This window comes from Pedobacter gandavensis, assembly GCF_014172405.1.
GTDB lineage: Bacteria > Bacteroidota > Bacteroidia > Sphingobacteriales > Sphingobacteriaceae > Pedobacter > Pedobacter gandavensis.
The window spans coordinates 1,334,657-1,360,052 of record NZ_WNXC01000001.1 but is presented as its reverse complement, the minus strand read 5'-3'; the positions used below and the strand labels follow the sequence as shown (position 1 = coordinate 1,360,052).

Sequence of the window (25,396 nt, the reverse complement as noted above, 5' to 3'; positions counted from 1 at the left end):
TTTACATTTTAATCCTCTTGTCAAAGATAAACGGTTCGCATTTTAGCAGTTTAATGAATTTGAAATCCGGATGATTGGGATTGATGAGGTAGTTAGCTTCTGCTGAGATGATAGAAGAGGGGACTTTCATGATGGCTGTTTGTTCTTTTTTGATCCAGTTGTCGCCCATTTCTTGTGTGATGGACATGTTTTCAAAAGAAAACCAATCCTTGGGTAATGTTTTTAATAGGATCGTAGTTATAGGCAGGTCATCTGGAATCTCAATCGTCATCACCTGGAAAGCGTTATTAAGTCCAAATTGACTCCTGTGTACCACATTTTCCAGGCAGGCAAGAGAACGTGATTCTGCGCTATAAATGACAGAGGTTTCATTGGGATTCCATCTGGCGGCGCGGCCTGAGGCAACCAAAGATCCTGCATAATTACTTAAAGAAATACGGAATACATTCATAATTTCTAGGCCAGATCTCCGTAAGCGATCCTAATGAGTTCCTCTTCGATTAGGGTGATCCCAGTGAAGGTATCCATGATATCAAAAGGAATTTGGTGACCAAGACCATAAGAAGGTGTATTTAGCCATTGGTGGAAGGCTTTGGCTGAACCGAATATTTCTATTCCTTTTTCAAAAAGAGAGAAAGATTTTAGCAGTTTCTCGCTTAAAGAAGCATCTAATTTGGAGGAGTTGGAAGCATAATTCTGGATAGTTTTAACGTTAGTTTTAAAAGTATCCTGGAATTCTTCCCTGCTAAAACCGGAAAGGCTTAGAAAATCGAGTGCGGCTTTGGCAGATAAGCCAGATTTTGAGCTCATGAGCAAGCTGATGGAATCGTTATATAACGGTTGATAAGGTGCAATAAGTGCCGCTTCTGCAACCATAGGTAGGCTTGCTTTATTTTTGTAGGGTTTTGAAGTGGTTGCCATAATCATAAATTTTGATTCATTCGAATATACGGAATTTTTTCTGGAATTCCTGGAATTTTTTCCGAAAGATAAAACCGCATTCTAAGCTTGTTTACTTTTCAGGTAAAAAAGAGGAATGCGGTTTTTTAAGCTGATATCGGAAATTAGCTCATTTTTTTTACTTCCAGGATCTTAAACTCCTGAATGCCGTCGGGCATTTCCCAATTGATGATATCACCTGTTCTATAGCCAAATAATGCAATACTAATTGGTGCGAAAACAGATACCTTTTGTACTTTAATATTGGCTTCTTCTGGCATCACAATTTTAAATGTGAATTCTTTACCGGTTTTGGTATTGGCAATTCTGGCTTCAGACTTTAGACAAACTACGTCTCCTGGAAGGTCCTGATCTGCATATATAGTAGCTTCTTTGATTTCTTTTCTTAATTTTTCTTTATTATATGGACTCATGTTGGACTTGTCCAGGTGGTCTTTTAATAGTTTTAAGTCGCTTTTTGAAAGTGATAATGTTTTTGTTTCCATGCTTTAAATGTCTTAATGTGATGATTGAATAAATTAACTTCTTATAAGGATACAGGGAGGCACAACTGAAAAACTAATTTCATAGCTTACCTAAAGTAAGCTGTGTATATAATAAATGAAAAAAAACAATGTACTGCTTTTTCTTAAATTATAAAATAACGAAATTCATCAGAAGAAAAATGCCCCTGAACCGAAGAGTAGAATGAAATGATTCGGGGCCTAGTTAATAAAGTCTTTACTTGTAATTTGGGAAGTAAAGCCGAAGGGATAGTTCTCCCTGAAAAACCTTTTGAACAGTGCATATACCTGCAGCTGACTCTTATTATAAGTCATTAATGTTGCCTGATATCGATCTGTTCTTTGTTTCATTATTGCTAATCTCGGTAGGTTTTTTATTAAATCAAAGTAAAAGGAGATTTATATTAGTGATCATGGGTTTAATTGACATTGGTGTTATCGTTCCATGGGTTTAAATCGGGATAAGGGAGCTGGGCAGAGGGACATCGAACCCGCTTTTTGGCCTGTTCATAAGGGCTGCGGAGCAGGTAAATCGCCCTATATAAGCGCTAATAAGGATAAATAAAGGGAGATTTAGCAGAAAAAGCGCAATAGAAGGGAAGTTATGTACGTTTATTTCTAAAATAATATATATTTGGCCATAAATTAAAAATTTAAAACATGGAAAAATTTTCAAAAGTTAAAGAATTATTAGCTTCTATTGAAGCTGACGCTGAGAAGTTTTATAGTGCAGGAAACAGTGCTGCAGGAACTAGAGTACGTAAAGCTATGCAGGATTTAAAAGTTCTTGCTCAAGAAATCCGTACCGAAGTAACAGAGAAAAAAAACAGCGATAAATAATATCGATTTATTCGAGCACAGTAGCCCTTCCAGGAGGGCTACTGTTATTTAAAATCCCCAGCACATGCCTTATACTGCCGCCCCAAATAGATATACTCAAATGCAATACCGCAGATGCGGAAACAGTGGATTAAAGCTCCCGGCTATTTCCCTTGGTTTATGGCATAATTTCGGACATTTAGATCAACTGGAGAACTGTAGTAACATCTTAAAGCTGGCCTTTGATAATGGCATCACTCATTTTGACCTGGCCAATAATTATGGTCCGCCTCCAGGCTCTGCTGAAGAGAACTTTGGTCGCTTGTTGAAAAGAGACTTTGAAGGATATAGAGATGAAATGATCATTTCTTCTAAAGCAGGGTATACCATGTGGGATGGCCCATACGGAGATTGGGGTTCTAAGAAATACCTGGTGTCTAGTTTAGACCAGAGTCTGAAAAGAATGGGTTTGGAGTATGTAGATATTTTTTACCACCACCGTCCGGATCCGGAAACTCCACTATCGGAAACCATGGCTGCATTGGACCTGATTGTGCGTCAGGGAAAAGCATTATATGTTGGGATTTCTAATTATCAGGCTGAGGAGGCTGCAGAGGCAATGAAAATCCTTAAGCAATTGGGGACACCTTGTGTGATCCATCAGCCAAAATATTCGATGTACGAACGTTGGATTGAAGGTGGTTTGTTGGATTTATTAGGGAATGAAGGGGTGGGCTGTATTCCTTTTTCACCACTTGCCCAGGGGATGTTAACAGATAAGTATTTGAAAGGAATTCCTTCAGATTCCCGCGCAGCAAAGTCGCATGGAGCCCTGCAACAGGAGCAGTTAACTCCGGATAGAGTCAGACAGCTGAATGAATTGAATGTGCTTGCAGAAAGTCGCGGACAAAAATTGGCACAAATGGCCTTATCCTGGATTTTAAGAGATGACCGCGTAACTTCCGTATTGGTAGGTGCGAGTAAACCTGAGCAGCTTTCAGATTCTTTAAAATGTCTGAACAACCTTACTTTTAGCACTGAAGAACTGCAAAAAATTGATCAGATCTTAGCTTCATAAACAGAAAAAGATAAGAAGCTGTCTCAAATGATTATTTAAGACAGCCGCTTATGATGTTTATAGGGTGATTGCTGTACTCAGTTGAAGTTCTGCCTGTAAGTCCTGTACAAAATTATCAATCTGGCTTTTCGTTACACCAGGCATACAAATGATATGACTATTACCGTCTTCAGTCGCAATTTGCCATTTTTGTCTCAAAGCGATAGAGGGTGCTGGAAATACCACTGTTAATGCAGAAGGGTTTGTCCATGCCGGTACACCAATTTCATTTAAGCTTTTTACCGTATAGGCGGCCGTTTCCAGGCAAGCTAATGCACGTTGTTTCAATCCTTCTTTACCCATCTTTTTAAGGGCATACCAGATGAAAATTGGACTGTGTCCGTTTCTGCTACCGGTAATTGTGGTATCTACTGTGCCGATGTATGGAATTGCCTTTCCTATCCTGTCTTTATAGTTCTTTTTAACCAATACCAATCCGCAAGGAATAGGAGAGCCGATGAATTTATGCCCGCTAATGGCCATGCTGTCTGTCCCATGGTTAAAATCGAAGCCCGGTTTTAAATCCAGTAGGGCGCTATAAGTTCCTGCTAAAGCGGCATCACAATGGATGTAGTGATTTTTAATGGCTTGCTTGCGCAGGATTTGCTGGATTTGTTGCAAATCGTCTTTTGCTTCCATCATGGTTGTACCAATGTTAGCCAGGATAATTACAGGTTGATCTCTGTGCATCTGTACCATGGAATCTAAATCCTCATAATCCATTTCCCCATTTTTCTGGGTTCTGATTACAATACTGCGTAGGTTAAGGAGTTGAATGTTCTTTTGAACACTGTAATGTGTAGCCTCAGAATAGTAAACGATACCATTAGGATAAAGCTCTCTGGCAACATATAGTCCATATAAATTCCCTTCAGAACCGCCGTTGGTGACATATCCCCACCAATTATTGGCGGGTGCATTGAATAGCTCTGCGAAAAATTCCAATACTTCCAGTTCCAGGGAGCGGGAGTTTAGGTCGTACGTAGATTCTACCCATGGATCGCCTACATTGTTCAATGGTAATTTTAAAAGTGGATATAGTTCTGAATAGTCAAAATCTTGTGCAATTGGATAACCGATGAAGTGCTTGGCGCGCTCTTCAGCGAGTTTCATATAAGTGCTTAAACGCTCGTTGTCTTTGGTGTTTAATGGTGTCTTCATGGGTAGTGTAAATATTTGGTATTTAATTCTTCAAAATTAGATAAGTGCCATATTATTTCCTTTGATTATCTGATATTCAATAAAAAATCCTGTATGTGTTAATCATAACAGTAAAAACCACCATATTTGTGTCTTGCTGGATACTGTTTCAGCAAAATGCTATGATGGAGAAATTGGATAAGCTCGATACCAGGATTCTGAATATCCTACAAAAGGACGCTTCTTTAAGTACAAAAGATATTGCCGGAGAAATTGGTTTAAGTGTTTCCCCAACTCATGAACGCATCAAGCGACTTAAAGCGGAAGGATACATTGAGAAATATGTGGCTTTGGTAAATAGGGAAAAGTTGGGAAAGCACCTGTTGGTCTTGTGTACCGTCACCTTAAAGGAGCAATCTATTGCTACTTTGAAAAACTTTGAAGAATCTGTGGTGCAGTTCAAGGAAGTGCTGGAAGTGCTTTGTATTGCCGGCGGACAAGATTATTTACTAAAGATTGTGGTAGATGATGTGGATGATTACCACACCTTTGTAGTGACACATTTATCTTCACTTTCTAACATTTCTACGTTGAGCAGTAGTTTTGTGTTAAAAGAAATAAAAAGAGAAACGGCATTCCACCTTATTTTCTAACTTTAGGCATGGAATCTATACAATCTTTGCCAGAATTAAACGCAGAGGAGCTTCGTGTGCTAGGCGTTTTAATGGAGAAATCTAAAACTACCCCTGAATATTATCCAATGACGATCAACAGCCTTACGGCTGCCTGTAATCAGAAAACCTCCCGTAAACCGGTAGTTCAATATGACGAACAGACGGTGGTATTGGCCTTAGATACCCTCAAAAGAAAAGGGCTGATTTCTACAGCTACCGGTGGGTCTAGTCGGAGTATTAAATACAAGCATAATTTCGCTATTGTATTCCCTGTTACGCCTCAGGAAGTTGCAATTCTTTGTCTTTTGATGCTTAGGGGTGCCCAAACTCCAGGGGAACTGAATACCAACTCCGGAAGATTATATGAATTTGAATCCTTGGAAGAAGTACAATCGGTTTTGGAACGTCTTACAGATGCTGAGCCTCCTTTTGTGATTCAACTGCCTAGAAAAGCGGGACAAAAAGAGATGCGTTATGCGCATTTACTTTCTGGAACACCAGATTTAAATGCTGATGAACTTATGGAAGAACCAACTCATAAGCCCGCATCAGAGCTGGAAAATCGTGTGGTAAAGCTGGAAACCGAACTGGCAGAATTGAAAACTGCTTTTGATCAATTGATGAAAGAGCTGATGGGGTAAAAATCGAAACCGGCTAAAACTATCAACAAAACTTGGTGTTATCCTTTTATAGCATCCATTTCCTATTGATCTGCGGTGTTATGGTCCTAAAAAAATCATACTATGTCTAAAAAAGTAGCAGAACAATTGGTTGATATGCTGGTTCAAGCTGGTATCAAGCGCATCTATGCCGTAACAGGTGATAGTTTAAATGAGTTAAATGATGCGGTAAGACGCAATGAAAAGATCCGTTGGATTCATGTCAGACATGAGGAAGTCGGCGCTTATGCCGCTGCCGCAGAGGCAGAGTTACATGGCCTTGCCTGTTGTGCAGGCAGCAGTGGGCCTGGACATGTTCATTTGATTAACGGACTTTATGATGCCCATCGTGCTGGGGCTCCAGTATTGGCGATCGCTTCCACCTGTGCAACTACTGAATTTGGGTCTGGCTATTTCCAGGAAACCAATACCATCAAACTTTTTGATGATTGTAGTCATTACAATCAAATTGCAACCACTGCTGCTCAGCTACCAAGGATGACGCAGGCAGCTTTGCAACATGCATTCCACCACAAAGGGGTAGCCATACTCGGTTTACCCGGGGATGTGAGTAGTATGGATGCCGTTGATAACCTGTCCTCAGATAAAACCTATTTTTCTAAAGCAACCATTTGTCCGGCGGAGGAAGAATTATTAGCGCTTTCTCATTTGATCAATCAACATAACAAGATCGCTATTTTTTGTGGAATCGGTGCTTCGGAAGCACATGATGAGGTGGTTAAACTGGCGGAGATATTGAAAGCACCGGTAGGTTATTCTTTCCGTGGAAAGATGGGAATACAATATGACAATCCTTATGAAGTGGGCATGACCGGTCTCCTTGGGCTGCCTTCAGCTTACCATAGCATGCATGAAAGTGACCTGATCATTTTATTGGGTACAGATTTTCCTTACGTACCTTTTATTCCACAGGATAAAATTTTGGTGCAAATTGATAGCAAACCAGAAAGGTTGGGTAGAAGAGCAAAGTTGGAAATGGGACTCCATGGAGATATCAAGACCAGTCTAAAAGCTTTAATTCCGTTATTGGATAAACATACTGATGATAGTTTCCTGGATGCGCAATTGAAAGTCTATGAAAAAGTAAAAGAGCATTTGAATACTTACGTGGAAGATAAGGGCGAAAAGGATGCGATCCATCCGGAAGCCGTTGCTTTTCAGATCAATAAGTTGGCAACAAATGATGCCATATTTACGGTGGATACCGGGATGTGTTGCGTTTGGGGTTCCAGGTATATTGATGCCACAGGAAAACGGAGTATGTTGGGCTCTTTTAATCATGGCTCAATGGCGAATGCGATGCCTCATGCGATTGGTGCGGCTTTATCTTCTCCAGAGCGACAGGTAGTCGCAATGTGCGGAGACGGCGGCATTTCCATGCTGTTAGGTGATTTAGCGACCATCAAACAATATAACCTCCCAATAAAGGTGATTGTATTTAACAACCGCTCTCTGGGAATGGTCAAACTAGAGATGGAAGTTGCGGGGCTTCCAGACTCGGAAACTGATATGCTAAATCCGGATTTTGCCATGGTTGCAACTGCAATGGGCATTAAAGGAATGACGATTGATGATCCTGAATTGCTGGAAGAAGGGATGAAAGCTGCATTTCTTCACGAAGGGCCTATATTAGTCAATGTGATGACGGATCCAAATGCTTTGGCAATGCCTCCGAAAATCGAGTTTAAGATGATGAAAGGAATGGCCCTTACCATGACAAAGTTAATGTTAGGTGGTAAGTTTGATGAGGTGCTCGATACGGTGAAATCTAATTACAAACATATAAAGAGTATCATAGATTAATAAAAAATCGGATGGCTAATGCGCCATCCGATTTTTAAATTATTGCCGGGCAAAAAATCTTGTTTATCCTACTGTTTTTCGAGAATGACCTTCAAATCATTCAAACCTTTTTGTAGGTCTTTTCCTAACATCTCTTCCATGTTAAAAAATAATAACATCAGGTTCATTGGGTATTTCATGGCACCATTAAATCCCCACTTCACTTTGGTTTGTCCATCTGAAACCGCCTCAGTGATCATATAAGCACGGTCATTCGCTTCAAATGGTACTTTAAAACGTAGGTCCATGTCAATGCGCTCCCCATCGGTAATTTTAGTGATCTCCTGAGCTCCCGCACTTCCTTTGTCGTCCCAGGAATACACAAAACCTACGGTGCCATCAGTGCCCTTGTAATCTATTTTTTTATTCGGGTATTGACGGTTCCATACGCTATACTGGTCCTGGTTTTTGATCAGTTTAATGTAATCGAAAACCACTTGTTTTGGTTTGTTAATAATCACTTCACGCTCCACAGCGTAGTCCTTATTAATAAATAATGCAACGATTAAAGCCAGGACAATCAACCCTGCAATTAGGGCAAGGACAATTTTAAGAATTTTCATGGTGGGTTTGGTTTAGGTTAAATTTTTCGTTTGTTGGTTTTTCTTCTCAAAATTACATATTTTATCTGTTGTTCTGTTTTTAGGTACTTAAATTTCAAGCCCTGATTTTCTTAAATCAAGTCGTTAAAAATATTGAGCAATCTTATTAAAGGAGTTCAATAAAGCTTTTATAAGGAGAATTGAACGGAACATGGTACTTTTGGAATAAAATTGTCGACAGCTCATCATGCAAATACAACCAACTATCGCACTTACCTCTATTCTTGATAATGATTTTTATAAAATCACGATGCAGCAAGGGGTCATTCGCTTGTTTCCGGCTGCAAAAGCCCGGTATAAGTTCATCAATCGTGGAAAACATGCTTTTCCTGAAGGATTTGCTAAAGCATTAAGAGCTGCAGTAGATCAGATGGCATTGCTAAAACTGACTAAGGAGGAGAAACATTTCCTTCAGGTAACCTGTCCATATCTGGATCCGGTATACCTGGATTTCCTCGAAGGATACCGTTATCAGCCGGAAGAAGTACACATTGAGCAGTTTGGAGACCAGCTGGAAGTTCATGTGGAAGGCCTTTGGTACCGGACCATATTATGGGAAGTGCCCTTAATGTCATTGATTTGCGAATTGTATTATGTGATGAATGGCTCCCACAGAATCAGCAATGAAGAAGTGATGCAGCTGACCGCACAGAAAATAGAAAAGTACAAGGCGCTTGGGGTAACTGTTGCTGAGTTTGGTACCCGAAGAAGGTATTCTTATCAGGTGCACCGTTCGGTTTTACAAGCCTTAAATCAATATGGAGCGGGTTCATTTATTGGCACCAGTAACGTTCACATGGCCATGATTTATCAGACGAAACCCATCGGAACGCATGCGCATGAATGGTTTATGTTTCATGCGGCCAGGTATGGATTTAAGATGGCCAATGCGATGGGATTGGAACATTGGGTCAACGTATACCGTGGAGATTTAGGGATTGCCCTCTCTGATACCTATACCACAGAAGTGTTTTTTAGTCAGTTTGATAAGATGTTTTCCAAATTATTTGATGGTGTAAGACATGACAGTGGAGATCCCGTTTTATTTGCCGATAAAGTGATCAATCATTATCAGAAAATGGGAATTGATCCTAAATCAAAGACCATTATCTTCTCCGATGGTCTAAACTATGATAAAGTAGAAAGAATCGCAGCGCATTGCCAAGGTAAGATAGGGATGTCATTTGGAATAGGAACTAACCTAACCAATGATGCAGGTCCGGATCCTATGAATATTGTGATTAAAATGACCGCTGCACAACCTAAGGATGGGGAGTGGACTGAAGTCGTGAAGCTCTCCGATGAACATGGAAAGTATACGGGTACAGAAAGGATGATCAACCTTGCCAAAACGATCTTGCAGATCGATTAATCCCTTGATCTGTTTTGTTGATTACAAAAAATCGGGATGCAAAATTAATTGCATCCCGATTTTTATAATGGATTATTCTAGGTTTTTATGCACCTTGTTTTCTCGTATATTTTGTTAGGATGACAATTACTTGTCCTTCGATTTTTCCTTCAATCTGATCGGTATTGTTCTCTACCAGACGGATGTTTTTTACAACTGTCCCCATTTTAGCGTTTAAGGTAGAACCCTTTACGTCTAAAGATTTTGTCAATACAATAGAATCTCCAGCCTGAAGTACCGCACCGTTACAATCCTTGTGAACTTCAGCTACAGCATCATTGTCAAGGTCTGCGGCTTTAGCCCATGCCAAACGTTCGTCGTCCAGGTACATCATGTCCAGGTTGTCCATTGCCCAGCTTTCATTGCTTAGACGGTTCAACATGCGCCAAGAAACCACCTGTACACCAGGAACTTCAGACCACATGCTGCCACTCAAACATTGCCAGTGCTTGCTGTCCAATTCTTCCTTTTTTTCAATTTGAGCCAAACACTTATCGCAAATCAGGATACAGTTATCTGCAGTGTTTGCTGTTTGAGGAGGTACTTCATATACACTTAGCGTTCCCGCAGATTGGCATAATTCACATTTGTTTTCGCTTCTATTTAGCAATTGTTCTTCCAGTTTCATGGTCCTTATCTTAAAAATGTTCTCGTAATTGAATCAAAGGGGCGAAGGTAATTATTTTAGACGGCAAACTGGCTTTGTTCAAGCCATTGAAAAACAGTTTTCCGAATGAACGTGATTGCTGGATTATTACTTTGGCTTGAACTACCTGAAGTGATAGGGGCAGTTGAGATCAAATTGCCCCGGACCAATGTTCTCTAGTCGGGGGATTAGGCAATTACATTAAGATCAGTTATTGTAACCTCTGGACTGGAAAAATTGAAGAAGCATTGCGGCAATTGGGTCCTATGATTTATGCTAAAATTTAATAATACATAGGGTTGTTTAATACCTCTCGTTATTCTTGTCAATATTATGTATGTACATTTGTTTTTGGTTGGTCTTGCGTTTTGTTTCTGCTTAAACACTTTTTTTTGAGTTATTTTTGATTGTTTACGTCAAAGTGGCTATAAAAATAAATTTTTGTTTTAAAAATTAATGTGTAATTATGTACATACAATATGTTGTTTGAAATTTTTTTTATGCTAAAAGTTGATTGACATTACTTATTGTGTGCGGGAGAAAGTAGCAGGGGAAACCTATAAGATTAAACAGACCACATCATGAAAATAAAAACAGTAGTATTAGGTTGCCTAGGTGTTCTTGCCTTATGCGGCAATACCAATGCACAGCTGGTATCGAACAACAGTACCGGAAAGGAAGTTAAAGCGATCAAGCCTCTGACAGATTCAGTCAAGCGTATGGCTGAAAAACTAGTGAAATCTGGCTTTACGGCAGGGGACGGTTATGCTGAAGTATGGATTCGGGATCTAAATACTTTTGTTTCTATTGCTTGTGAAGTAAATGATAAAGCGTTGATCAAAAAGCATTTATTGACATTTTTTGATTTCCAGCAACCAGACGGGGCGATCCTGGATGGATATGTTCCGAAAAAACCGGGTGGTATTTCTTATAATTTCTACTATTCGAAGTTGGCTCCAAACTATGCCGGACACAAAAATACTGTGGAGACAGATCAGGAAACGTCTTTAGTACAGGCCGTTTCAAAGTATATCAAAGGAACAGGTGACCGATCCATTCTTGAAGAACAAATCGCCGGTCAGCCAGTGCAAAAGCATTTGGAGCGTGCAATGGAATTCTTGTTAAAAGAACGTTTTGTGAAAAAGTATGGGTTGATCTGGGGCGCTACTACGGTGGATTGGGGAGATGTACAGCCAGAACATAGTTGGGGTGTGGTACTAGACACTAACTCACATAGAACGATTGATATCTATGATAACGCAATGTTTATCATCGCTATTAACGATTTTCTGAATATGGCTGAATTGTTGCCTGCACAAAAGAAATATTGGACGGGAATCAGAAATAATATCGTTATCAATACCAGAAAGCACCTTTGGGATAAAAAGCAACAGAAATTTATTCCCCATATTTATTTGGAAGGCTCTCCATTTCCAGCTTCCTTCAATGAGTCGGAAATTTATTACCATGGCGGAACAGCAGTGGCCATAGAAGCAGGACTATTGAGTAAAGACGAAGTTCGTCATGCTTATAAAAGAATGCAGGAAAACGTAAAGAAAGCTAATGCAGCCACTATTGGGCTCAGCATTTATCCGGTATATCCTCAGGGTTTTTTCAAGAATAAAGGAATGGGACCGTATTCTTATCAGAATGGAGGCGACTGGACTTGGTTTGGCGGTAGAATGGTTAGTCAATTGATTCGTTATAACTTGATTGAAGAGGCTTGCGAAGCGATGAAACCAATGTTAGACCGAGTCGTTAAAAACAAGGGTTTTTATGAATGGTATACTCCAGATAATAAACCTCAGGGTTCTGCAAGTTTCAGAGGTGAAGCAGGGGTATTGTGGACTGCCATCACCGATCTAGAAGCAAAAGCCGGAAAATAAGCAAATGAAGAGGCTGTAGAAGGCTTAGTGCTACAGCCTCAATATTTTAATTTAAACGTGCTGGTCAATTAAAATAGGGTTGCCATCCGGATCGATCAGAATCAGACTTGCAGGTCCGTTTGTGTTTTCATCCGCTTCAGTTTCCAGATGCAGTCCGGCATTTTTCAATTGACGCTGAATGACTCTGATGTCATCAAATGAATCAAGTAGCTTCGCATTTTCATCCCATCCCGGATTGAATGTAATCATGTTTTTCTCGAACATTCCCTCAAATAGGCCAATTAAAGCATTCCCATTTTTCATAATGAGGTAATTCATATCCAGACTGCCAGCAAAAACACTGAACCCAAGGTTCTCATAAAACTGTTTTGAAACCTTAATGTCTTTTACGGTCAGACTGATAAAGCAGGCGCCTAATTTCATATGTTGTTAATTAAATTTGAACTTCATTTAATGCCAGGTCTTGATGCTATTTTAGTTGACAACAGACCTGTACCTTGCTATTAAAATTACTAAATGTTTTTGTGATCAGGTAATGTCTTATTGAAGTTCTGCGATTATAGTACAGGGCTTCCATATTTTAATTTTCTCCGATTTGTATTTCATAATAAATAAGCATAACTTGAACTAAATAATTAGTTCTCATGAAAAACATCAAGCCATTTATTCTGATCTTGCCTTTCGTTTTCTGTTTACAGTCTACTCAGGCCCAAATCACCGGAGTAATTCCAGGGTTTAAATCTACCGCCTTACTAGAAAATATAGAGGGTGTTAAAATTCCAGTTAAGGCCGATCAAGAAGGCCGGTTTAAAGTCAACACAGCTCAACTTAAGAAAGGGTTTTATACAATCACTGATATTGGAACAGTCTATTTAGAGCCATCCTATTCGGTTGCAATCAGTAAAGTTAATAAGGGGTATGTATTTACTGGAGTAGGGGCGGTTGAGAATAATTTAATACAGGAGTTTAATCAACCGATTCCGAATTTACAAACGAATAGCGGTTATGGGGTGTCAATGGCTATGCTGCTAACAGAACCTGATCAATTTATTCCGCTCTTGGATGCTTACGAAAAAGAGGCGAATTTGAAGTTGGAAAAGTCAAAGCGTATTTTTTTTAAAACCATTAAATCGCAAGATATCGCTTATGCCAAAAGATATTTTTTGTTTAATTACATCCGGTTTTACGGCTTAGACTCCACAAAGAAGGATTCCTTAAATAAGTATTTAAGAACACCCCTTGCACAAAGAACAAAAGACCACGCGCAGAAACAATACAAAGCCTATTTAGCTCAGTTTACAAAAAAATTCACAGCGGAAGAAAGAAAAAAAGTAAGCGAAATGGCCTTTACAGACTGGGATCCAAATAATGAGCTTTTATTTAAAAATTCTGGAGAATATAGAACGGCCATCAGTAACCGGTTGAACTTCTTAACTTATGCTAAAGAACGGGAAAAATTACGTGATTCTTTAAAGAGCGAAGAGCGGGTTAAGCTTTTAATCATTGAAAAGGAACTTACTAATCCCTATATAAACGAATACTTTACTGCTGAAAGCGTGATACTCTTGATTAAGAAATCAACAGAAACTTCGGCAATAAATGACGTGTATGCCGCCTTTATGAAGCGTCCAGGAAATCCTATGTATAAAGAGAAAGTTTCATTGGCTTATCAGTACTTAAAGGGGACGGAAAAAAATGCATTAGCTCCGGACTTTAGTTACCCGAACAGTAAAGGTACACTGGTTACCTTGAAAAGTATGCGCGGGAAATATGTATATATTGATTTGTGGGCTACCTGGTGTGTTCCTTGTATTGCAGAGCTACCAGATCTTAAAAAATTAGGTGTGCTTTACGGTGATAAGAAGATTAGTTTCGTGAGTATTTCCGTTAATGAGGCAAGCACCAAACAGGTTTGGTTAGATTTTCTGGAGAAGAATAATTTGCCGGGAATTCAATTGATGGCAGATCAGGATTTCAGTTCTGATTTTGTTAAAAAATTCGGCGTGAATTCAATACCAAGGTTTATTCTGATTGGTCCGGATGGTAGGGTGATTGATAACGATGCCAAAAGACCTTCAAATCCGGCTTTAGTAACTCAGTTAAATGGACTCTTTGAAGGGGATAATATGTAGTACAATATAAGTCCTTATTGCCCAGATTATTATTGTATGCACAATACGTTTTAACTCAATAGTTATTTTTATTGGATGTTTTTTACCTCCCAAAAGCCTCAATCGTCTTTTTTGACTTTTGAGGCTTCTTTTTAGGTAAGAAAACCAGAGGTTGCTATCTATTTTAATATTATATATATTCGCTTTATATAATTATTATGTCGTACAATATAACCGATGGGGATCAGGAATTATTGCAGCTACTTCAAGGGGGAAGTAGGGAGGCATATCTGCAGGTTTATAAAAAATATCAGCGTTTGTTGTTCCTTTATGCCTTTAGAAAACTAAACAACCAGGAGGAAGCGGAGGATGTGGTTCAGGAGGTATTCATTTCCTTCTGGGATAAATGCAGCAAGCTAAGCGCTGAGGTATCTATTGCCGGTTATTTATACCGTGCAGTACGAAACCGTGCCTTAAACATTTTTGCACACCGGGAGATCGAGAATAAATACCTGGAATCTTTAGATACTTTTTTAGAAAGTAACTATGAAAGCGCCGATACGCTGATCCGCGAGCGCCAGATTAGGGCATTGATTACTGCTGAAATCGAAAGGCTCCCTCCAAAGATGCGCGAGATCTTTGAACTGAGTAGAAATGGCCATCTATCCTATAAAGAGATCGCTTTAGAATTGGATATTTCTGAATATACCGTAGGCACTCAAATCAAAAGAGCACTCAAAGTATTGCGCACCAAACTGGGTGCTTGTATTTTTTTACATTTATTTTTCTAGCCTGTACCTGAAGGTCATAAGTTACCTGTTATTAATTACGAGAAGCGTCCTTATCGTTAATTAGAAAACGGATCAATGCGCAGATTCAAAGATTTTGAACCTATTACCTTATGCAGGCTAAAGAACTATTAGAGAAATATCGTGCTAATCAATGTAATGAAGAAGAGCGCATTCAACTTCAGAATTGGTTTCATCAACTGGACCTGGAAAAAGAGGCTGATTTCACGCTGGGTGAGCTGGATAGGATAGAAGAAGAGATGTGGGAAAGCATCCGAGCGCAGACCAGTCCAAAGAAAGTCAAACTCTGGCCATCCATTGCTGCTGCGGCAATATTGCTGATTGGAGTGGGGATCGGATATTATGTAAATCAGGAACAAGCGAATTCCGCAAAAGTTAAAATTGCTTTCCAGGACATTCCTCCAGGCGGAAATAAAGCATTTTTAATATTGGCCAATGGAAAGCGGATATCTTTAACCGATGCAAAAAATGGCACTGTTGCGAACCAGTCGGGCATTAACATTACTAAAACTGCAAATGGGAAACTGGTTTATACTGTAAAAGAAACTGAAGTTAACAGCAGCAATGTATCCAATACGATAGAAACTCCGGTAGGAGGGCAATATGAAGTCGTCCTTCCAGACGGAACCAAGGTCACCCTGAATACTTCCTCTTCGATTACATTCCCTACTTCATTCGCCTCAAAAAAGGAACGTAGCGTTATTTTAAAAGGGGAAGCCTATTTTGAAGTTGCTAAAAATATAAACCAACCATTTAAAGTCCTAACCACCTTACAGGAAGTGGTTGTTCTTGGGACACATTTTAACATCAATGCTTATACCGATGAGGACCTGACTTTAACCACTTTGCTGGAAGGAAGCGTAAGGGTGGCTGCTATCGGTAAGAAAGCGAAGTTGCTGGTTCCCGGAGAACAATCGGCGATCAATGAAGGGCAGTTTGAAGTTCAGCAAGTCGATGTGGAAAGTGCGGTAGCCTGGCAGAATGGAAATTTCTCTTTTGAAAATGAATCAGTGGAGGCGGTGATGCGTAAGATCGCCAGATGGTACAATGTAGAAGTGATTTATAAAGGCGATTTCAGCAATATCAAATTATTGGGTTCAGTTTCCCGTAAAAAGAAACTTTCAGAAGTGCTGCGGGTAATTCAGCTGAGCCGTAAAGTTAAATTTAAGGTAGAAGGAAGGAGGGTCACAGTGATGCCATAACGCTACACCTAACATGACCTTGTGAATGAACCGAAAGCGCGGGAACGCTTCCGGTTAAATGAGCTGGGTTATGGTTTCCATCGAAGTTTTCAAGCAATCAACTAAACCGGAAACAGGAGCTAAACCCCTGTTTCATTAAACCAACTAACCAAATGTATGAATTTTTGTAATATAAGTGCGTGCTGGAATTCCAGCGCAGCAATTAGGATAATACGCACTATGAAACTGATTATCTTATTGGCCACCACAGCCATCCTACAAGTCAGTGCGGCGGGTTATGCCCAGAAAAACATTACGCTTACCGCACATAATACTTCACTCGAAAATGTACTAAAAGCCCTGCGGAAACAAAGCGGTTTTGACCTTGTTGTAGTTTCCAATACACTAGGAAAGGCCGCTCCGGTAAATATCTCCGTAAATAAAGTTTCCCTTCAGGAAGCTTTGAAAATTTGTTTTCAAAATCAACCATTTGAATACTCCATTGATACTGAAACGATTATTGTTCAGGAAAAACAAGTTTCAATTCAAAAAACAAAAGCCGCATTCTCCTATAAAATAGCTGGGGAAGTACGCGATGAGTTGTCCAACCCAATTCCCGGGGTAAATGTGGTCGTTTCGCGTACCACACGTAAAACAAGTACCAATAATCAGGGTAAATACGCCATTGAAGTAGAACCCACTGATACTTTGGAGTTTTCTTATATCGGTTATAAGAAACAGCTAATTCCGGTACGCAACAGGATGGACATCAATGTGATCCTGGAACCTACTCAGGGAAGTCTGGATGAAGTATTGGTGGTCGGCTATGGTAAACAAAAAAGCTCCCAATTGGTGAGTTCTATCTCTACTATTAAAGGAGAACAACTTCAATTACCAGGTAGGAGTTTACAAAACGGCTTAGCCGGACAAGTGGCCGGTTTGTTTGCCGTTCAGCGTAGTGGAGAACCCGGATATGACAATGCTGAAATCTGGATTCGAGGAATCAGTTCCTTTGCCGGTGGTACGGGAGCCTTAGTTCTGGTAGATGGAGTACCCAGAAAAATCTCAGACATTAGTCCGGAAGAGGTAGAAACTTTTACCATTTTAAAAGACGCTTCAGCAACTGCTATATATGGTGCTGAAGGTGCAAATGGGGTAATCCTGGTGACTTCAAAAAGAGGTAAAAATCAAAAAACTACCATAGATTTTAGAGCAGATTACAATGTGAATCAACCCACAAGAAAAGTATCTTTTCTAGGTTCTGCTGATTTCCTGCGTCTTTACAATGAGGCAAAATGGAATACGGAAGGAAACCCGAATATGAGTTCTTTTATCCCTTATAAAACAGAGGCAGAAATTGCCAAATATGCGAGTGGTGAGGATCCGGATTTGTACCCGAATACCAATTGGATGGACCTGTTGAAGAAAGATGCAATCAGCCAAAGATATGCGCTAAACTTCCGCGGTGGAGGTGATAAACTGCGGTTTTTTGTAGCTACGTCTTATTATACCGAAGAAGGATTGTTCAAATCTAACCCGATAGATGCCAATGAATTTGCTAAAAAAGCCAAGTACAATACCAATATTGGTTTAGATCGCTACAATCTAAGGTCTAATGTGGATTTGGATATTAGTAAAACGACGCTGTTGCGTGTCGATATGAGCGGGCAATACCTGACCACCAATTATCCGGGAACAGGAACACAGACGATATTTGCGAACATGATGCGTAGTGCGCCTCATTTGATTCCAATGATTTACTCGAATAATTATCCATCCAGATATAGCGCTGCTGCAGGATATGAAAATCCTTACAACCAGTTGAATTTTGCTGGTTATACCAAAGAGTATCGTGTGGGGCTACAGACCAATGTAGGATTAGAGCAGAAACTACTGTTTTTGCCAGGTTTAATGGTGAAAGGAAATGTGAGTTTTGATACTGATTTTAACTCTTATGTTTCTCGTACCAGGACACCAAGTCAATACCTGGCTACCGGAAGAGATGCGGATGGTAACCTGATGTTCAGGAAAATCATAAACGGATTAAATACGGCTACTGAAGCTGCTGGTGGTGGGTTTTCGGAAGGAAACAAGCGAATCTACATGGAAACCTCATTGAATTATAACCGCGCTTTTTCCGGAGACCATTCTGTATCGGGTTTATTGCTGTACATGCAGAAAGAAAGTCAGCTGCAAAACAATCCATACCTGTATAAAAAACAAGGTATTGTGGGGCGTGGTAGCTATGGCTATAAAGACAAGTACTTTTTTGATGCCAGTTTCGGTTTTACGGGAAGTGAAAACTTTGCGGCCGGGAACAGATTTGGATTTTTTCCTGCCTTGGGCTTAGGTTATACCATATCTAATGAAAAAGCATTGAAAAGTATGTTCAGCGCTATCGGGGTGGATCGGTTAAAGTTAAGATTATCGATCGGACGTGCTGGAAACGATCAGATTTCGGATGTCAGATTCCCTTATAAAGAATCATTGACCTGGTCTAGTGAAAGCACCAATCTGGGCATGACTTCCGGTGGAGGAACCAACAGTACGGGTAGTATGATTTATGAAAACAAAGCATTTAACCCGAACATCAGCTGGGAGATCGAAGAAAAGCGAAACATAGGTATCGACCTTTTGGCATTTAAAGGAGCGCTTGATTTTACTATAGATTACTTTAACAACAGAAGACATGACATTCTTCTACAACGAAATACCGTAAATCAAGTTGCGGGTTTCATGAACAATCCATTTCAGAATTTTGGGGTGGTTACCAATAAAGGAATTGACGCCAGTATCAATGCAAACAGAAAGTTCGGCGAACTGGGCGTAAGTGTAAGGGGAACTTTTACCTATGCGCACAATAAAATCATTGAAATGGACGAAATTCCCAGAGCAAATCCTTATCAAAATTCTACAGGAACGAGTATCGGTCAGGTAGACGCATGGGTGGCAGAACGTTTGTATACCGACAATGATTTTAACATTACCACCAACCCTACAAATGGGGCTAAATCTTATGTGCTAAAACCAGGATTGCCTGTATCTAAATTTGGCCCGGTTTATCCTGGAAATATCAAGTATGAGGATTTAAATAATGATGGGGTGATTGACGATAACGATTGGACCAAAACACCTCCGGGCGCAAAAACCGGAAACCCGGAAATCATTTATGGCTTTGGGGTCAATTTCACTTTCAAAGGATTTTATGCCAGTGCATTTTTTCAAGGTGTAGGGAATACCAGTGTGTATTTAGAGCCTTCTTTAACAATGCCTTTCATCGGAGTCGATCCAATGACAACCTCAGCAAAGAGTTTTGCGACAGATCGTTGGTCGGTAGAAAACCCTAATCCATCAGCCATGTTGCCTCGTCTACAATTGAACAATACCAATCTGAATGACAATCGTCGGAGCACTTGGTTCCTTAGAAACGGAAGTTTCCTAAGGTTTAAAAATCTGGAACTGGGTTATGCCTTCAATAAAAAACAATTGGAGAAAATCGGTGTACAAGGATTGAGAATATATGCATTGGGACAAAATTTAGGCATCCTCTACGATGACATTAAATTTTATGATCCAGAACAAGGCAACGCCTCCTCAGGATTAAGGTATCCTATTCAACGCACAATTAATTTCGGAGTAGAATTAAAGTTTTAAAAGTTATGAGAAAATATACTTACCTAATCCTGATTGTAGAGCTGTTAGCGCTACTTACTTTCAGTTCCTGCAAAAAATATCTGGATGTTAGTGATGACTTCTCGGAGTCAGATAGTAAAGGATTTATCTTTACCAACCCTGGCCAGAGCAGGAGATTTCAACGTTACATCTATAAGGCTATGCCTGATTATTCAGACTATTCAGCCGCAAGTTCTAATGCCAATGGTATGGGTAATCCATGGGCCAGTATGAGTGATGAGCTTAAAAACAATGCGAATGGGGTACTCAGGAATATCCCTACTCAGGGTTACACAGCCAACACCGCATCAGGAAATACTTTCCACCGTTGGCAAACTTTGTATAAGGTGATTCGTCAAGCCACCATTTACATCGATTCAGGAAGGGTAATTGGTGCTCAGGGTGATCCGGATTTTATTGATGCAGCAGAGTTAAGGCAATTAAAAGCGGAAGCCTACTTTTTCAGAGCTTATTCACATTACCTCTTGTTTGAGCAATACGGACCTATTCCAATCATGACCACAGAAGCCGATCCTACAGATCCTAACGTAGATTTCTTCCGGAACTCTGTTGATGAAGTGGTTGCAGCAATCGATGCTGATTTGTTAAAAGCTAAGGAAGATTTATCAGAGAACCGTTTTTCAAGCTCCTTTGCCAGCGGCTTTGATGAGAACAAATTAGCGATTCCAACAAAAGGTGTGGCCCTGGCGATTCGTGCCAAGCTTTGGATGTATGCTGCCTCTCCATTATACAATGGCGGTTATTCGGAGGCTTTAGCACTGACCAATAGCGATGGAAAAAAATTGTTTCCAGCAAAAGATCCAAACAAATGGGTAAAGGCGAAAGATGCCGTAAAGGATTTTATTGATTTTGCCAACGCAGGTAATTATGAGCTGTATTACAGTGCCACGGCAAACAATCCACACCTCAATATTTATGAGTTGTTTCAACGGTATAATAAAGAAATTATCTGGGCCAATTCTATACAAAGTTTTGCTGCGGTGGAGGCTAATCAAACGCCAAGAGACATTTCCGTTACGGCAGGAGGGGGCATGGGTGCTAATCTTGGAGTCACACAAGAAATGGTAGATGCTTTCTTTACCAAAGATGGTTTGGATATCCATGACCCAGGTTCTCAATATACAGAAACCGGCTTTTCTAATGTGCCTAATCCAGCAACGAGATTTGTGAAAAGTGGAAATACTGTAATCCTGACGGATGCAAACATTTCAAACAGGTATGCGAACAGGGAGCCTCGTTTTTATGCTTCCGTAACCTATCAGGGAAAAAGCTGGCATGATGTGGTCTCCAATCCAGCTTTACAAGGGACTACCGCTGCCACTTCAAAAGCAACAAAAGTGTTGTTCGCCAGAGATGTTCCTTCTTCTGTTAATCCTTTACCAGGCTATGGTGGAATTGCAAATAATGACAATCGCACGGGAGGTTTTCCAAGCACAGGTTATCTGTGTTATAAACGAAGTAACAGAACGATTCACCCAACTGTGGGCTCTGGTATAAGATCGGTATTCAGACCATCGATTATATTTCGTCTGGCAGATTTTTACCTGTTGTATGCAGAAGCCTTAAATGAGCTGGACCCTGGTAATCCTGAAATTATCACGTACCTGGATAAGGTGCGTGTCAGGGCTGGTATTCCAGGATATTTAGATATGCAGACCAATGGTACTAAAACAGGTGTAATCGGTCAGTATTCTGCTCAGGCAAAAGCAATCAGACAAGAGCGTCAGGTGGAATTATTCACCGAAGGACAACGTTATTTTGATGTACGCAGATGGATGATCGCAGATAAACCGGAAGGCCGTCAAGGCGGGGTTTTTCATGGAATGAATATGGATGGAAGAGCCGATGATCAGAGTTTTTATCAGCTCAATGATTATGATCGTGCACCAAGACTGTTTTCGCGTTCCATGTATCTATACCCAATTCCTTTGAGTCAGATTACTGTAAGCAAGAAACTAATCCAGAATCCTGGCTGGTAGTAGGAGTCAATAACAACAAAGGTGGTCCTCAGAGACCACCTTTGTTGTTTCTATCTAAGTCCTTTTCGGACTCAAAAGCTATACCTTTAATCCTGATCGCTGAAAAGTTCAACTAAATATGGAAGTGCATTTTCTGCATGAAGGGCTTCGGTTTGTTCAAGTGTGAAAGCTGTTACCTCCGCTGAACGTTTACACATATACTGCTCAAAAGTCGATATGGCTTCCTTTAAACTGCTAAATCGAACATTTGTCAGGGAGTTTGACAATTCCAGGGCATCGAGCATGGCCATGTTTACACCTTCACCTGCATATGGAGGCATCAGATGTGCAGCATCGCCTAACATCGTCAGGTTCGACTGTGTTTCCCAACTTTGATCTAAAGGGAAATGGCGCATGGCTCTGGCTACAAAGTAAACCTCATCAGCAGTAAAAAGTTCTTCCCATAAAGGATTCCAATCGCTAAATGCGGTTTTAAACCAATTGAATACACTGCTCTTGTTGTTGAAATCAATGCCACTTTCTTCAATCCAGTTTGCTGTTGACTTTAGTCCGGCATAGAAAGATAGGGAACCATCTCCTTTGGCACTTAGGATGATGGATTTTTCTTTTCCGAGGGCGAAGATTTTTCCGTTTTGCAAGCGCATGTTCAGTTGTGGCGCGCTCTCTTGAGCATGGTGTATATGACCTTCAATTACGCTTAGACCGGAATGGATCGGTTTTATAGCGCTGAGGTAAGGTCGTATTTTTGAATTGGCACCATCGGCAGCAATGACCAAATCCGCTAAGTCCGTTTTTCCATTTTTGAAATGCATGAGCCATTGCTGGTTTAACTGTTCCATGGACACAAATTGACTGTTCCATTGCATGGTGTTTTCAGTTAAGGAGTTTATCAATAGCGATCTCAAAGGTCCACGGTCTATTTCTGGCCTGAAATGGGGATGACCAAAGTCATCCGCCAATTTTTCATCATGGTCACTGAAAACAACATTTCCCTGCTCATCCATCAGCTTCAGCCGATCAGCACCCGGTCTGTAATGTTTCTTAAATTCTCCGATTAAGCCTGCCGCTGTTAAAGCTTTTAGGCCGGATTCGTCATGAAGGTCTAAAGTTGCTCCTTGTTGGCGCTGGTGTTGGTCAATATCACGCTCATATACTTTTACAGATGCACCTTGTAATTGCAAGAGTCTGGCCAAGGTTAATCCGCCAGGTCCGCCGCCAATAATGGCTATTTTTATATCTTTAATGAGTAGATTATTCATTGTTTTTAGGATTGTTTATCAGCATTCAGGTTGTTCTTTTTATCGTGTCCTACAAAACTACGCTTCGTTATTTAGATAAAATAGCTACGTTTGACTTTAAAATAGTCCAAAACGGTATTATGGTCTTTAAGTTCGACGGAAAAAAAGGAGTAGGGTTTTTAACTGCATTTGCCGAAGCCATCGGTACTCAGGTTGAAGATGGTTATCTGTATTTCCCGCCAGAACTTGGCAAAGGATATTTCAGGGGAATTGATCTTCATCCGCAGTTAAAAATGATGATCCGTAAGTACGAGCTGTATGAAGATTTAATCCTCTCTCGTACCGCGATGGAAGATGGAGCGCATACCATCGTTCTGGCCTTCCATAATTTTTATACGGAAGCGGAGCTAAAGGCGGATCCAAGTATTCAGAACCAATTGCCCGCTGTTCAAATCACTTCAGCGGGAGTTAATTACGAGGATTTCTTTCCTATTCATGCTCATGTAAACACCGTATTGATTTCGATTCATACTGATTTCCTGAGCGCGCTGCTCAAACCAAAGGATGGTGATGACTTCTTGACGAATATTTTATCGGGCAACCAGGCGTTTTTGTATGAGGCTTTTATTTCTCCCGAAATGCAGGAGGTGGTGATCCAGGTTTTGAACGCTAAGGTGGCTCAAAATCTCTCCAATTTTTATTTCCGGATAAAAGCAGAAGAACTGGTTTACTTGTTTTTCTCGGAATTGTTAAAAAGGGAAGTGATATCGGGATACCCAATAAATGCGGAAGATGTAAAGCTCATCTACGGGATTCGTGATGGTCTGATGAAGGACTTAAGTCTTCCGCCAAAACTCCCTGAATTGGCACAAGCGAATGGCATGAGTGAGAGTAAAATGAAAAAGCTGTTTCTGCAGATCTTTGGTACGAGTATTTACCATTATTATCAGACTTTGAGAATGAAGGCGGCAGCCCGGTTATTGTCTGATAAGGGCCAGTCTGTAGGGGAGATCGGATACCTTCTGGGTTTTACCAACCTCAGTCACTTTTCCCGCCTATTTGAAAAGCATCATGGCATTAAACCCAAGCAATATTCAAAGCGCTAATCAAGTATGGAAACATTGACGTTTTCTGTCCTGAATATATTTATATTTGCGCCGAAATTCTGTGAATTAAAAAAATGAAAATAAAAGGGTATGCACTTGCCGCCATTTCGGCGATCTCCTACGGACTGATTCCGTTGTTTATTCTACCCGTAAAAGCAAGTCATTTTTCGTTGGATACCACTTTGTTCTATCGGTTTTTTATCGCCGCAATATTCCTTTTAGGTTACCTCCTGTATAAAAAAGAAAGCTTAAGGGTCAATAGATCAGAGTTTATGATCCTGGCCATACTCGGATTGTTTTATGCGCTTTCTGCTGAGTTTCTTTTTCTGGGTTATGATTATTTATCGCCGGGAATAGCCTCAACGATACTTTTCGTCTACCCGGTGATTGTAGCACTTGTCATGACGTTTTTCTTCAAGGAGAAAATCACGGTGTTAACGGTGCTTTCGCTGATCATTACCATTGTGGGTATTGTTGCGCTGAGTGCAAAAGGGGGCGTCTTAGATATCAATTTACCTGGACTTCTGATTACACTCTTGAGTGCAACTTTTTATGCCTTATACATGGTGGTGGTGAACAAGGCAAAGATTAATGCTTCTGGATTTAAAATCACCTTTTACTCTCTGGTGTTTTCTGCTATTTTTTACCTGGGTAAATCATTGCTATTGAAGGAATCTCTGGCGATTCCAAACCTGGAAATATTCTTCAACTTTACCGCCTTTGCTTTTGTCACTACGGTGCTTTCGATGTCCTCCCTGGTTTATGCCATTAAAACAATTGGCTCCACGCCAACTTCTATTGTTGGCGCCTTGGAACCAGTTGTGGCTGTAGCGATAAGTGTGGCACTATTTCATGAAAGTCTGAGTCTCAGTTTAATCATTGGAATTACACTGATCCTGACTGGTGTCATGATCAGTATCATTTCTGAAAGTGTAAAAGAAAAAGGGGTACAGCCTGATTTTATGGAAGGAAATGGTGGCTAGGAGGTCATAAGTTAAT

The 25,396-nt window shown here is 40.3% G+C and carries 22 protein-coding genes; 14 read left to right on the top strand and 8 right to left on the bottom strand.

What is annotated here, in order from left to right; genetic code table 11:
- Position 1: 1 nt before the first annotated feature.
- The 3 genes from GM920_RS05425 to GM920_RS05415 form a co-directional block, all read right to left on the bottom strand.
- The gene (locus tag GM920_RS05425; protein WP_182954187.1) at positions 2-451 is read right to left on the bottom strand and encodes an RES family NAD+ phosphorylase; all 450 of its coding nucleotides are present in this window, start codon (positions 449-451) and stop codon (positions 2-4) included.
- Positions 452-456: 5 nt separating this feature from the next.
- Positions 457-921: a type II RES/Xre toxin-antitoxin system antitoxin gene (gene parS, locus GM920_RS05420; protein WP_182954185.1), complete on the bottom strand. Its 465-nt coding sequence runs from the start codon at positions 919-921 to the stop codon at positions 457-459.
- A gap of 143 nt (positions 922-1,064) precedes the next feature.
- The gene (locus tag GM920_RS05415) at positions 1,065-1,445 is read right to left on the bottom strand and encodes a GreA/GreB family elongation factor (protein ID WP_182954183.1); all 381 of its coding nucleotides are present in this window, start codon (positions 1,443-1,445) and stop codon (positions 1,065-1,067) included.
- A 678-nt stretch (positions 1,446-2,123) separates the two neighbouring features.
- Here GM920_RS05415 and GM920_RS05410 point away from each other — a divergent pair.
- Together GM920_RS05410 and mgrA are read left to right on the top strand one after the other, a co-directional pair.
- A complete protein-coding gene (locus GM920_RS05410) occupies positions 2,124-2,303 on the top strand; it encodes a histone H1 (protein ID WP_182954181.1) in 180 nt (59 codons plus the stop codon).
- 64 nt (positions 2,304-2,367) lie between these two features.
- A complete protein-coding gene (gene mgrA, locus GM920_RS05405) occupies positions 2,368-3,360 on the top strand; it encodes an L-glyceraldehyde 3-phosphate reductase (RefSeq protein ID WP_182954179.1) in 993 nt (330 codons plus the stop codon).
- Positions 3,361-3,417: 57 nt separating this feature from the next.
- Here the strand turns inward: mgrA and GM920_RS05400 are convergent, their stop codons facing one another.
- The gene (locus GM920_RS05400) at positions 3,418-4,560 is read right to left on the bottom strand and encodes a histidine decarboxylase (protein ID WP_182954177.1); all 1,143 of its coding nucleotides are present in this window, start codon (positions 4,558-4,560) and stop codon (positions 3,418-3,420) included.
- 161 nt (positions 4,561-4,721) lie between these two features.
- On the opposite strand from GM920_RS05400, the gene GM920_RS05395 reads away from it, so the two are divergent.
- From GM920_RS05395 to GM920_RS05385, 3 genes are all read left to right on the top strand, one after another.
- A complete protein-coding gene (locus GM920_RS05395; RefSeq protein ID WP_235964441.1) occupies positions 4,722-5,192 on the top strand; it encodes an Lrp/AsnC family transcriptional regulator in 471 nt (156 codons plus the stop codon).
- Between the two features lie 8 nt (positions 5,193-5,200).
- Positions 5,201-5,854: a YceH family protein gene (locus tag GM920_RS05390; RefSeq protein ID WP_182954175.1), complete on the top strand. Its 654-nt coding sequence runs from the start codon at positions 5,201-5,203 to the stop codon at positions 5,852-5,854.
- A gap of 102 nt (positions 5,855-5,956) precedes the next feature.
- Complete coding sequence (locus GM920_RS05385) at positions 5,957-7,696, top strand: thiamine pyrophosphate-dependent enzyme (RefSeq protein ID WP_182954172.1); 1,740 nt, start codon at positions 5,957-5,959, stop codon at positions 7,694-7,696.
- Positions 7,697-7,764: 68 nt separating this feature from the next.
- On the opposite strand, the gene GM920_RS05380 is transcribed toward GM920_RS05385, so the two are convergent.
- Complete coding sequence (locus tag GM920_RS05380) at positions 7,765-8,298, bottom strand: SRPBCC family protein (RefSeq protein ID WP_182954170.1); 534 nt, start codon at positions 8,296-8,298, stop codon at positions 7,765-7,767.
- Positions 8,299-8,524: 226 nt separating this feature from the next.
- Here GM920_RS05380 and pncB point away from each other — a divergent pair, with 226 nt between their 5' ends.
- Positions 8,525-9,709, top strand: a complete 1,185-nt coding sequence (gene pncB, locus GM920_RS05375) for a nicotinate phosphoribosyltransferase (RefSeq protein WP_182954168.1) — start codon at positions 8,525-8,527, stop codon at positions 9,707-9,709.
- An 85-nt stretch (positions 9,710-9,794) separates the two neighbouring features.
- Here pncB and GM920_RS05370 read toward each other — a convergent pair whose 3' ends face one another.
- Positions 9,795-10,376, bottom strand: coding sequence for a PhnA domain-containing protein (locus tag GM920_RS05370; protein WP_182954166.1), 582 nt, complete (start codon positions 10,374-10,376; stop codon positions 9,795-9,797).
- A 599-nt stretch (positions 10,377-10,975) separates the two neighbouring features.
- Here GM920_RS05370 and GM920_RS05365 point away from each other — a divergent pair.
- Positions 10,976-12,280 (top strand): GH36-type glycosyl hydrolase domain-containing protein, encoded by a 1,305-nt coding sequence (locus tag GM920_RS05365; RefSeq protein ID WP_182954164.1) that lies wholly within the window; start codon positions 10,976-10,978, stop codon positions 12,278-12,280.
- A gap of 51 nt (positions 12,281-12,331) precedes the next feature.
- On the opposite strand, the gene GM920_RS05360 is transcribed toward GM920_RS05365, so the two are convergent.
- Positions 12,332-12,703 carry a VOC family protein gene (locus tag GM920_RS05360; protein WP_182954161.1) on the bottom strand — a complete coding sequence of 124 codons (372 nt, stop codon included), beginning with the start codon at positions 12,701-12,703 and terminating at the stop codon, positions 12,332-12,334.
- A 221-nt stretch (positions 12,704-12,924) separates the two neighbouring features.
- On the opposite strand from GM920_RS05360, the gene GM920_RS05355 reads away from it, so the two are divergent.
- From GM920_RS05355 to GM920_RS05335, 5 genes are all read left to right on the top strand, one after another.
- Entirely contained in the window at positions 12,925-14,412 is a 1,488-nt protein-coding gene (locus tag GM920_RS05355; RefSeq protein WP_182954159.1) for a TlpA family protein disulfide reductase, read from the top strand.
- A gap of 197 nt (positions 14,413-14,609) precedes the next feature.
- Positions 14,610-15,182, top strand: coding sequence for an RNA polymerase sigma factor (locus GM920_RS05350; protein ID WP_182954157.1), 573 nt, complete (start codon positions 14,610-14,612; stop codon positions 15,180-15,182).
- A 110-nt stretch (positions 15,183-15,292) separates the two neighbouring features.
- Complete coding sequence (locus GM920_RS05345; RefSeq protein ID WP_182954155.1) at positions 15,293-16,402, top strand: FecR domain-containing protein; 1,110 nt, start codon at positions 15,293-15,295, stop codon at positions 16,400-16,402.
- Between the two features lie 219 nt (positions 16,403-16,621).
- A complete protein-coding gene (locus tag GM920_RS05340; protein ID WP_235964440.1) occupies positions 16,622-20,035 on the top strand; it encodes a SusC/RagA family TonB-linked outer membrane protein in 3,414 nt (1,137 codons plus the stop codon).
- A 5-nt stretch (positions 20,036-20,040) separates the two neighbouring features.
- Complete coding sequence (locus GM920_RS05335) at positions 20,041-22,053, top strand: RagB/SusD family nutrient uptake outer membrane protein (RefSeq protein ID WP_182954151.1); 2,013 nt, start codon at positions 20,041-20,043, stop codon at positions 22,051-22,053.
- Positions 22,054-22,139: 86 nt separating this feature from the next.
- Here the strand turns inward: GM920_RS05335 and GM920_RS05330 are convergent, their stop codons facing one another.
- Positions 22,140-23,312, bottom strand: coding sequence for an FAD-dependent oxidoreductase (locus GM920_RS05330; RefSeq protein ID WP_182954149.1), 1,173 nt, complete (start codon positions 23,310-23,312; stop codon positions 22,140-22,142).
- A 119-nt stretch (positions 23,313-23,431) separates the two neighbouring features.
- Between GM920_RS05330 and GM920_RS05325 the strand changes: the two genes are divergently transcribed.
- Both GM920_RS05325 and GM920_RS05320 read left to right on the top strand, forming a co-directional pair.
- A complete protein-coding gene (locus GM920_RS05325) occupies positions 23,432-24,397 on the top strand; it encodes a helix-turn-helix transcriptional regulator (protein ID WP_182954147.1) in 966 nt (321 codons plus the stop codon).
- Between the two features lie 74 nt (positions 24,398-24,471).
- Positions 24,472-25,380 carry a DMT family transporter gene (locus tag GM920_RS05320; RefSeq protein ID WP_182954144.1) on the top strand — a complete coding sequence of 303 codons (909 nt, stop codon included), beginning with the start codon at positions 24,472-24,474 and terminating at the stop codon, positions 25,378-25,380.
- Positions 25,381-25,396 lie beyond the last annotated feature (16 nt).

What these genes read in the sequence shown, in the direction of transcription:
- GM920_RS05415 (WP_182954183.1), bottom strand. Translation starts at nt 1,445, where the DNA reads ATGGAAACAAAAACATTATCACTTTCAAAAAGCGACTTAAAACTATTA.
- GM920_RS05320 (WP_182954144.1), top strand. Translation starts at nt 24,472, where the DNA reads ATGAAAATAAAAGGGTATGCACTTGCCGCCATTTCGGCGATCTCCTAC.
- GM920_RS05365 (WP_182954164.1), top strand. Translation starts at nt 10,976, where the DNA reads ATGAAAATAAAAACAGTAGTATTAGGTTGCCTAGGTGTTCTTGCCTTA.
- GM920_RS05345 (WP_182954155.1), top strand. Translation starts at nt 15,293, where the DNA reads ATGCAGGCTAAAGAACTATTAGAGAAATATCGTGCTAATCAATGTAAT.
- mgrA (WP_182954179.1), top strand. Translation starts at nt 2,368, where the DNA reads ATGCCTTATACTGCCGCCCCAAATAGATATACTCAAATGCAATACCGC.
- GM920_RS05360 (WP_182954161.1), bottom strand. Translation starts at nt 12,703, where the DNA reads ATGAAATTAGGCGCCTGCTTTATCAGTCTGACCGTAAAAGACATTAAG.
- GM920_RS05400 (WP_182954177.1), bottom strand. Translation starts at nt 4,560, where the DNA reads ATGAAGACACCATTAAACACCAAAGACAACGAGCGTTTAAGCACTTAT.
- GM920_RS05410 (WP_182954181.1), top strand. Translation starts at nt 2,124, where the DNA reads ATGGAAAAATTTTCAAAAGTTAAAGAATTATTAGCTTCTATTGAAGCT.
- GM920_RS05425 (WP_182954187.1), bottom strand. Translation starts at nt 451, where the DNA reads ATGAATGTATTCCGTATTTCTTTAAGTAATTATGCAGGATCTTTGGTT.
- GM920_RS05370 (WP_182954166.1), bottom strand. Translation starts at nt 10,376, where the DNA reads ATGAAACTGGAAGAACAATTGCTAAATAGAAGCGAAAACAAATGTGAA.
- GM920_RS05395 (WP_235964441.1), top strand. Translation starts at nt 4,722, where the DNA reads ATGATGGAGAAATTGGATAAGCTCGATACCAGGATTCTGAATATCCTA.
- GM920_RS05325 (WP_182954147.1), top strand. Translation starts at nt 23,432, where the DNA reads ATGGTCTTTAAGTTCGACGGAAAAAAAGGAGTAGGGTTTTTAACTGCA.
- GM920_RS05390 (WP_182954175.1), top strand. Translation starts at nt 5,201, where the DNA reads ATGGAATCTATACAATCTTTGCCAGAATTAAACGCAGAGGAGCTTCGT.
- pncB (WP_182954168.1), top strand. Translation starts at nt 8,525, where the DNA reads ATGCAAATACAACCAACTATCGCACTTACCTCTATTCTTGATAATGAT.
- GM920_RS05355 (WP_182954159.1), top strand. Translation starts at nt 12,925, where the DNA reads ATGAAAAACATCAAGCCATTTATTCTGATCTTGCCTTTCGTTTTCTGT.
- GM920_RS05380 (WP_182954170.1), bottom strand. Translation starts at nt 8,298, where the DNA reads ATGAAAATTCTTAAAATTGTCCTTGCCCTAATTGCAGGGTTGATTGTC.
- GM920_RS05350 (WP_182954157.1), top strand. Translation starts at nt 14,610, where the DNA reads ATGTCGTACAATATAACCGATGGGGATCAGGAATTATTGCAGCTACTT.
- parS (WP_182954185.1), bottom strand. Translation starts at nt 921, where the DNA reads ATGGCAACCACTTCAAAACCCTACAAAAATAAAGCAAGCCTACCTATG.
- GM920_RS05385 (WP_182954172.1), top strand. Translation starts at nt 5,957, where the DNA reads ATGTCTAAAAAAGTAGCAGAACAATTGGTTGATATGCTGGTTCAAGCT.
- GM920_RS05335 (WP_182954151.1), top strand. Translation starts at nt 20,041, where the DNA reads ATGAGAAAATATACTTACCTAATCCTGATTGTAGAGCTGTTAGCGCTA.
- GM920_RS05330 (WP_182954149.1), bottom strand. Translation starts at nt 23,312, where the DNA reads ATGAATAATCTACTCATTAAAGATATAAAAATAGCCATTATTGGCGGC.
- GM920_RS05340 (WP_235964440.1), top strand. Translation starts at nt 16,622, where the DNA reads ATGAAACTGATTATCTTATTGGCCACCACAGCCATCCTACAAGTCAGT.